At 52.3% G+C, this 8,329-nt stretch carries 6 protein-coding genes; all 6 read right to left on the reverse strand.

Annotated features, from left to right (window positions below):
* Positions 1–260 precede the first annotated feature (260 nt).
* The 6 genes from JHU38_RS11760 to JHU38_RS11780 all read right to left on the reverse strand — a co-directional run bounded on the left by JHU38_RS11760 (position 261) and on the right by JHU38_RS11780 (position 8,062).
* The gene (locus JHU38_RS11760) at positions 261–413 is read right to left on the reverse strand and encodes a hypothetical protein (protein ID WP_207859387.1); all 153 of its coding nucleotides are present in this window, start codon (positions 411–413) and stop codon (positions 261–263) included.
* A gap of 76 nt (positions 414–489) precedes the next feature.
* Positions 490–684: a toxin PIN gene (locus JHU38_RS11765; protein WP_207859390.1), complete on the reverse strand. Its 195-nt coding sequence runs from the start codon at positions 682–684 to the stop codon at positions 490–492.
* A 389-nt stretch (positions 685–1,073) separates the two neighbouring features.
* The gene (locus tag JHU38_RS11770; protein ID WP_317196026.1) at positions 1,074–5,396 is read right to left on the reverse strand and encodes a peptidase M26; all 4,323 of its coding nucleotides are present in this window, start codon (positions 5,394–5,396) and stop codon (positions 1,074–1,076) included.
* 98 nt (positions 5,397–5,494) lie between these two features.
* Positions 5,495–5,761: a hypothetical protein gene (locus tag JHU38_RS12480; protein WP_232369961.1), complete on the reverse strand. Its 267-nt coding sequence runs from the start codon at positions 5,759–5,761 to the stop codon at positions 5,495–5,497.
* 152 nt (positions 5,762–5,913) lie between these two features.
* Entirely contained in the window at positions 5,914–7,497 is a 1,584-nt protein-coding gene (locus JHU38_RS11775; protein ID WP_232369962.1) for a hypothetical protein, read from the reverse strand.
* A 379-nt stretch (positions 7,498–7,876) separates the two neighbouring features.
* The gene (locus tag JHU38_RS11780; RefSeq protein ID WP_207859392.1) at positions 7,877–8,062 is read right to left on the reverse strand and encodes a hypothetical protein; all 186 of its coding nucleotides are present in this window, start codon (positions 8,060–8,062) and stop codon (positions 7,877–7,879) included.
* Between the last annotated feature and the right edge of the window lie 267 nt (positions 8,063–8,329).

The following is an 8,329-nucleotide window of genomic DNA, read 5'->3' on the forward strand; positions in this document are numbered from 1 at the left end:
CCTGTTATACCTTGACGTTTGCTCAAGTTGTGCATTTAACACCTGTTATACCTTGACGTTTGCTCAAGTTGTGCATTTAACACCTGTTATACCTTGGCGTTTGCTCAAGTTGAGCAAGCCTCTCGTCATTTGTCGGGACGTCTTCCGAACCCCGTGAAAGGCTCTCGGCGTTTGTGGGGACGCTGTTTCCACCTTATTATATATATATATAGGGTTACGGGGTATCGGCGGCGTGGCGTCAGCCGTAGGGGCGTGATTCATCACGTTCCGCCTGTCGTGGCGTCAGCCGCCGGCGTCGGGTTTATTGTCATGGCGTAGGGTGTGGTTGCTCGTTTCCGTGGATTCGGAACGTGATGAATCACGCCCCTACGCCTGACGGGTTGCCCCGTTTCCTTGGTGATTCGGAAGTTCACCCTCCCTTTGGGAACCGAAGGTCGCTGTTCGCGTAGCGAGGGAAAGCAAAGGCCGGGGTAGGTTACGGGTTGCGGGTTATTCGCCCCACGGCGAGGACGAGGAACGGGTCGTGGTGGTCGGTTCGTCGTCGTCGAAGAAGTTGTTACCTTTCGACAGGGCCGGGTCCTTGGCGGGGTCTTCGCTGATGGGCACGTCGGCGGAGCCGGCGAGGATGCAGTTTTCTAACTCGATGAGTTGCGATTTCATTTCAGGTTTGATGTACTTTTTCATTTTGTTTGAATGTTTTAAAAAGTTGGTTTAAATGTTTTTATAAAAATGGATTGGTAATTTTCAGTCGGCTTCGAGTCGGCTTCGCCGAGACGAGTTGATGAGCCGACAGGCGAGTAAATCGTACAAATCTTTCCAAATCTTCCAAATTTTATCATTATATATAGGGGGCGCCGTGGCGTGAGCCGTAGGGGCGTGATTTATCACGTTCCGCCTCCGCGTGGCGTCAGCCGCCGGCGTCGGGTTCATTGTCATGGCGTAGGGTGTGATTGTTTGTTTCCTTGGTGATTCGGAACGTGATGAATCACGCCCCTACGCCTGCCGGGTTGCCCGTTTCCCCGTGATTCGGAAGTGCACCCTCCCTTTGGGAGGGCCGGGGTAGGCTATTCGCGTTACTTCACGACTACCTTCCTTCCGCCCACGATATACACGCCGGCGGGCAGCTGATGGCGTGCGTTGTCGTCGAGGCGGTCGGCCACGCGGCGACCCTGCAGGTCATATACCGGACCGTCCGTCGCGCTGTTCGTCACACCATGGATGCCGGTGGCTTCGCCGTCAAGGATGACGGAGAGCTGCTTGGCGCCGGCCGAGGCTTTCGGACAAATGATGTAGGTGTGATAAGCGGGCACCATGGCGTTGGGATACTCCGTCGTCACCTTGTGGAAGTCGCCGTCGTTCTGCAGGATGTAGGCGTTGAGCCCGGCTGCCGTGGCGTTGTCCACGCCCTCTACCGTGCCCGTCATGCTGTGGCCCGTGGTGGCGGTGGTCGTCAGATTGTCGTCATGGAAGGCTTTCACCTGCATGTTATTTCCGCTGAGCGTGGGGTTGACGCCGAGGCCCGTGATATAATACGGCTTATATGCCTCGAGCGTGCCGGTCACTTCCTTGAAGTAGAGTTTGTTGCCTTGGCCGCCCGAGAGGGTGTAGGCCCGGAACCTCTGCACGGGCAGCTCGTAGGGCAGACATATCGTGCCACTCATGCCAGCGAAGCTGAAAGAGCGCTGGTATATGACGGTGGCGGCGGTGAAGTCGAGCCCGATGGGCAGCGGCTTGTCGTCGGTGAAGTAGAAGTCGCCGCAGGCCCACTTGTCGCCGTCATGATATACGTAGTTCATCTTGCCCTTGTCGGCCGGATTGTAGAGGTTGGGCCTCTCGCCCAAGGTCTGCGCCCAGTGGCACTGGTCGGTGCGGTCGTCCTGCAGCTTATTCGTCACATAGCCGCTCTTGAGCTGCTTCTCGGTAGCCTGCTCGCCCTGTGGCTTGCCGCAGGCCTTGAAGTAGTAGCAGTTCTTGAGGGTGGTGCTGGAGCCGGAGGAAGAGTTCGACGCGAAGGTGTTGCCGCCGGTGGCGTTGTTCTCACCGAGGTAGAGGCAGCTGATCAGGGCGCACTTGCCATACTGATTATTTACGAATCCGCCCATATATTTCTTGCCATTCTCCATCGTGGCGTCGATCTTGCCCCTGACGAGACAGTCGATGATAGTGACCTTGGCATTTTCTCTTACACATTGTACCAAGCCTGCCGCGTCGCATCCGCCATCGTTATAGGTACTCGTGATGTCCACATCGCTGTTGCAGTCGGAGATGGTTGTGTTGCCATAGGCGTCGCAGACCAATCCCGACAGGAAGTGCGTGCTCGAGTTGATGTTGCCCGCGGTGCGCAGGTTCTTGATAGTGGCGCCTTCCACGGTGTTGAAGGGGGCTACCCAGGGTTTTGAACCGGAGTCCCAACTGATCGTGAGCGTATGTCCCTGTCCGTCGAACGTGCCGGCGTACCTGTGTTCGTCGCTTCCCACCATAGCGAAGTCGGAGCTGAGGTTGATGTCCGCCGTCATCTTGGCGTCGACGCCGTTCTGTCCGTTGCGCACGAGGTCGCAGAACATTCTCCAGTCGTAATTAGACGCGATTTCGTAGTAGTCCCTGTCCTCGACAAAGAGACCCACGGTGCGGTCGGCATTGACGGGAGTAGAAGCCGAGAAGCTGCCCTTCACGCCATATCTATAATAATGGTGGAAGTTGTAGCCGCTGCCAAGAAGGAACTGCGGGGTAACGGTGGGCATGTCACCGAAGATTGCCTTGCCGGTGTTGGCGTAGCGCGTGGCTTTCACCTGGTCGTTGTAGGTGAAGTCCACCTTGTAGACGTGCTTCTCCGCTTTGTCGGTGGGCAGCGGATCGTTCTCCTTGCCGAGCTCCTGTCCCCAGAAGTTTCCGGCGCGCTTGTTCTGAAGCAGATAAGCCACTTCGCCGCTCTTGAGCTGGTCGGCGGTTACTTTCTTGCCCTGCGCGTCGCCGCAGGCGTTGAGGTAGTAGCAGTTGTTGAGGGTGGAGCCGGAGTAGGGGGCGAAGGTCCTTGACCATTTGGTTCCATTGTTCTCGCCGATGTAGAGGCAGTTGTTCAGGGCGCACTTACCATACAGAAGATGTACAAATCCGCCCATGCTTTCCTTGCCTTTCTCTGTCGTGGCGTTTAATTTGCCCTTGACGAGGCAGTCGGTGAAGGTGACATTGGCATTATCCCTTACGCATTCAACCATGCCCGCCGCGTCGCATGAGGCATTGCCATAGGTGCTCGTGATGTTCACCGCGCTGACGCAGCCCGAGATGGTGGTGTTGCCATAGGCGCTTTGAACCAATCCTGACAAGAAGTGCGAGTTTGACTTAATCTCTCCTTCGGTGCGCAGGTTCTTGATGGTGGCGCCGTTCACAGTGTAGAAGGGGGCTAACCAGCCTGATGTGTTATTCCAGTTGATTTTCAGCGTATGGTTCTGTCCGTCGAACGTGCCGGCGTAACTGTCGCCCACCATAAAAATGTCGGAGCCGAGGTCGACATTGGCTGTCATCTTGGCGTCGACGGCGTTCTGTCCGCTGCTGACGATGTAGCGGAACTCTATCCAGTTGTCCTTCGAGGCGATTTCGTAGTAGTCCTTTTCGGCGAGGTTGATGGCCACGGTGCGGTCGGCATTGACGGGGGTAGAAGCCGAGAAGCCGCCCTCCAAGCCCATTTTATAATAATGGTGGGGGTTGTGTTTGCTACCCACGAGGTCCTTCGCGGTAAAGGTGGGCATGCCGCCGTAGACGCCCTTGCCGGTGTTGGCGTAGCGCGTGAGCATCAGATTGCCGTTGTAGGTGAAGTCCACCTTGTTGACATGCCGCTCCACGAGGTCGGTGAGCCACGGAGTATCGTCGGTGCCGAGCGTCTGCCCCCACACCCGATTGCTTCTGCCGGCCTGCAACTTATAAGCCACCTCGCCGCTCTTGAGCTGCTCGGCGTTAACCTGCGTGTAACGTGCTACGCTGTGGTCGCTGAGGCTGTAGCAGTTGTTGACGATGATTTTGCCAAAGGATACCGTTCCGGTGTGGTCTCTGGGGTTACTGTCGATGTAGAGACAGTTGTTCAGGGTAGATACGCTTCCGCCTTCCTGCGGACCTACGAATCCGTCCATTACGACATTTTCTACGTAGGCCGAAGGAAGAATCTTTCCTTTGACAATGCAGTCGTTAATGGTAACTTGGGCATCTGCCTTTACGAAAGAAATCAAGCCCGCAGTGAAGCATTCACGCTCATTAGTGGTGTGATTGAAATTCACCTCGCTGACACAATTGGAGAGCGTGACTGAGCCGTACACGATCATTACCAGTCCTGACGTAAAGTGCACATAATTCGTGATCACTCCCTTGGTATGCAGGTTTTTTATGGTGGCGCCATTCACTGAGTTGAATAAGGCTGTGAAGCCGTGTGTAGTATTCCAGTCGAGAGAGATCGTATGTCCCTGTCCGTCGAACGTGCCGGAATAGTTTACTATGCCATTGATTCCCACCTGCACGATCTCCTTACCGAGGTTGATGTCGCCGTCGAGCTTGACGTTGAGGTTGCTCATCTTCTCTTTGTTGACCAAATGGGCGAAGAGCTTCCACTCTTCGGCGTTGCGGATGTACATGGTATTCGTCGCCTTGTTGCCGCGCACCACGGTGAACGTGCGGCTAAAGGAGCTATTTGTGTAATCGTAGGTTTTCCCCTGTTCCAGCGAAATCGAGACGGTACCCGATTTGTCGCCAAACACGAGGTTGCCTGTGCTTTTATCGGGAATGTTCAAGAGTTGGGAATTGTCGCTTTTCACCTTGAATTCCGAGTTGTTTCGATCGAAGGAATCGCCACTCGCCATCCGAAGATTCACTATACCATAAAGGGAACGGGGCTGGTCGCCGCCACCCTCTGTGAACAGCACCTTGTTCTTTCCGAGGTCTGTACCGAATAGTAATTCATCGCGCACGTGAAGATTTGCCTCACAGCTTAACCTGGCATAGTCGTTAGAGGGTACAAAAAAAGCATGAATTTTCGTATTGCCTTTGGCTTTAGGACGTAGTTGCGGCCCACTAAACTCGGCAATATTCGAATTATCGCATGACCTGCTTCCTCTAGGACCATCGTAATTGATGATATTAGGGAAAAAGGGTTTCTTGACAACCGCCTCGTAGCTCGATTGGCTAAATTGAACATTGGGTTTCTTGACGTAACCCACAATGATGTCGCGCACCTTGAACTTTTCCCACTTGTCATAGTAATGGCTCCAGATGCTGACTTTTTTTGCCGGGGCATCATAATTGTAGACAACGATGTTGTTGTTGTCGTCATTGAGATCATTCTTATTGCCTCCGCTTATCCGCGAGTTCGTGATGGCATTCTTCTCGAAATAATAGTCATAGTCTGATGTCACATTGCTGATGCGCTCGAGGCCCCTGGGGTGGTCGTAGTCTTCTCCACCTTCTGTGTCGCGCAGGATAATCCAGCGGATGGCATAGCCGTCGTCAGTCTCTATGTTGAGTCGGTACCCCTTCCCACCTCATAGATGGCACTGTTGCCCGTTCCGCTGGTGGTCTTGCAAGAGCCAAACCAGATTTTCACATGCCCTTGTTCGAGTGTTTGTAGTATCAGCTTGTTCTTGCCGATCTTTTCCACGGTTTCGCGTGAGCGGAATGTCTCGTAGCCATAACGATTATAATCTGTAGCCCACGCCGGCGCCGCCAGCACGAGGACTAAGAGAAAGAGGCACAGCCTCTGAATCGTAATTGAGTGTTTCATGTTAAATTAAAATTTGAAGTTTGAAATTTGAAACGAATCATTAAAATTGAGTTTTGAAATTGAACCATAGGTGTTAAGTTTTGAAATTGAACCATAGGCGTTGAAATTTAAAATTGAACATTGAGTTTTAAAATGAAATATTCTTTTGTTATTTACTTCACGACTACCTTGCGGCCGCCCACGATATACACGCCGGCGGGCAACAGGCTACGTGCGGCGGCGTCGAGACGGTCGGCCACACGGCGGCCCTGCAGGTCATATACCGGACCGTTCTTCATGCCCATAGCGTCGTTTGTAACACCGTCGATGCCGGTGGCCTCGCCGTCGAGGATGACGGAGAGCTGCTTGGCGCCACTGCCGTCGCCACGGACGATATAGGCATGATAAGCGGGAATCGTGGCAGCTGTGTTATCTGTCGTCACCTTATGGAACTTGCCGTCAGGCTGCAGGATGTAGGCGTTGGTGGCAACTGCCGTGGCGTTGTCCATGCCGGTGACAGTGCCCACGAAGCTGTACTTACCTGCGGTAGTCATCAGAGCATCGGCATTGAAGGCTTTCACCTGTATGTTCTGACCGACGAACTGCAGTGGGCCGTTATACGCGATCAGGTAAGGCTTGTATGCCTCAAGTTTGTCGCTGACTTTCACGAAACTTACTGCGTCGGCGTTGCCTTGCGTGTCGGAGAGGCGGTAGGCGTTGAAACCATGTACCGGCAGATTGTAAGGCAGGCAAAAGGTGCCCTTACCCGCGGTGAAGGTACGGTCGTAGGTTGCCTTCGTGGCGATGAAGTCGATGCCGACGATCAGTGGCTGTCCGTCGGTGAGCACGAAGTTTTCGCACGCCCAGCGCTTGTTCGATGCGTCGTAGTATACGTAGTTCGTCTTGCTCTTGTCGGCTTCGCTGTAAAGGTTTGGATTCTCGCCCAGCTGCTGTGCCCAGTAGCAAGCGTCCTTGCGGTCGCCTTGCAACTTCTTCGCCACATAGCCGCTCGCGAGCTGTTCCTTAGTTACCTGCGTGTCCTGTGGTCTGCCACAGGGGTTAAGATAGTAGCAGTTCTCGAGGTTGGCGTCCTCGCAGAAGGTGTAGCTTTTGCGGATAGTGGCATAGTTCGTGCCGGCATATAGGCAGTTAGCCATGTTACAGGTGCCTCCCTGGGAATATACAAATCCGCCTATATTATTCATCGAGGAGTCGAAATTTCCCTTGACTAAACAGTCAGTGATGGTAACCTGGGCACCATATATCTCATAAATCAAACCTGCCATCTCTTCGGTACTCTTGAGAGTCATATCGATGGTGCAGCCCGAGACGGTAGCAGTCTCATGGACACGCAGAATCAATCCTGACACATTGCCGCGGTTCGTGATCTGTCCTTTTACATGCAGGTTCTTGATGGTGACGTTATCCATACTGTAGAATGGAGCTATACTTGAGTGGTCTTTGCTATTCCAGTTGACAGAGAGCGTATGTCCCTGTCCGTCGAACGTGCCGGAGTAGTGGCTGCCATAGCCCACTATCGCGATTTTCTCGCCGAGGTCGACGTCGGCGGTCATCTTGGCATTGAGTGAGGATTCGCCTCTGTTCACGCGGTTGCAGAATTTTCCCCAGTCGTCTTTCGATGCAATCATAAATGGCTCGTTTTCATTGCCCGAGCCGCCTTGCGCCCCTGCCGGCATGGTCAGCACGAGGGCGAAGAGGAAGAGGCAGAGCCTCTGAATAATGTTTTTTGTTTTCATTAAATTGAATTTGAAATAAAAAAATTAAATATTGCGTTTTGAAATTTATAGTTTGAAAATAATTATTTGTTATGATTTTGTTCAATTTGTCCCGATTTGTAAGACTTACTCGCCTGACGGCTCATCAACACGTCTGTGCCACAGGGCACTTTTTCAGTCGGCTTCGCCGAGAAATCTCACAAATCTTTCCAAATCTTCCAATTTTTATCATTATCTATTATTTGTTTTATTTGTTCGATTTGTTCAGATTTGTCCGATTTCTGTCCGCAGGACACTCCTTCAGTCGGCTTCGCCGAGACGAGTTGATGAGCCGTCAGGCGAGTAAGTCTTACAAATCTTTCCAAATCTTCCAAATCTTATCATCATATAGGGTTGCGGGTTATCGAGGGCGCGCCGTGGCGTAAGCCGTAGGGGCGTGATTCATCACGTTCCGCCTTGGCTGCGGTCCATTGTTGTGGGGCGTGATTGCCTGTTTTTCCGTGGGATTCGGAACGTGATGAATCACGCCCCTACGATTTACGGGTTCACATTGTTGCCGTCGTCGGGCTTGTTCTCGTTTTTTCATATTACAGTTCATATCACATTCCTGTCTGCTGAATTTCGCATGCCGGATGATTCTCTTCCGAACCATTTAGCAAGAAACATTTATGCGAAAACAGCAAAAGATTACACAAAAATAACAAAAAACAAGCTGTGAATTTGAGCTTTTTAATGAAAAGGTCATTTTTTATGGTGTTATTGCACCTTAAAAACCTTAATACCTCCTTAAAAACACTTAATAAGAAAGCTTGATAAAGAGAAAATAAAAATAAAAGGAAAGGGCCTCAACAGT

Origin of the sequence: Prevotella illustrans, assembly GCF_017426725.1 — a bacterium.
GTDB lineage: Bacteria > Bacteroidota > Bacteroidia > Bacteroidales > Bacteroidaceae > Prevotella > Prevotella illustrans.